General features: G+C 26.4%; 1 protein-coding gene. It reads right to left on the bottom strand.

Annotated features, from left to right (window positions below; genetic code table 11):
* The coding region (locus CLPUN_RS12980; RefSeq protein WP_198944330.1) for a transposase at positions 1-537 on the bottom strand (537 nt) is incomplete at both ends.

The raw sequence follows: 537 nt of genomic DNA, 5'->3' as shown, positions 1-537 counted from the left end.
ATTTCTTTCAAAACTCTCTATTATTCTTTGTTTCCATGATTTCTTAACTTCATTTTGTTTATTCTTTTCTTTTAATAATTCATCAATATTTCTTTGTTTCACAAAATTATAAAGATTAACAATATCTTTTGCTAGTTTATTATTTATTCTTGAATAAACACCATATCTTCGTACCATCCTAAATCCTTTAGGTGCTATGTGTTGTGTTATTTTTCCTATGAATTCCAAAGCATCACACTCAATAACTTTTTTAAGACCATCATTATGATCTTCATACCAAAATTTCACTCTATTATTTTCATATTTAAGAATCCTATACTCTGCTATCGCAGCTCGGGCAAGGTATCTGCCTATATATTTCACAGCTTGTCTTGTATTATCTAATTTTCTTTTAGCATTCACATAAAAACCTTTCGGGTATTTTTTGTATAGATAACTTATTAATTGTCTTGTCTTATAAGAATTGAAGTGCTTTTTTATTATTTCTAACAAAACCTTTTGCCATGATTTTTTAAAATATGGATATGGAATATATTC

This window comes from Clostridium puniceum (assembly GCF_002006345.1).
Lineage (GTDB): Bacteria > Bacillota > Clostridia > Clostridiales > Clostridiaceae > Clostridium > Clostridium puniceum.
Note: the sequence above shows the minus strand (reverse complement) of the source record. Positions and strands in the feature narration are given on the sequence as shown.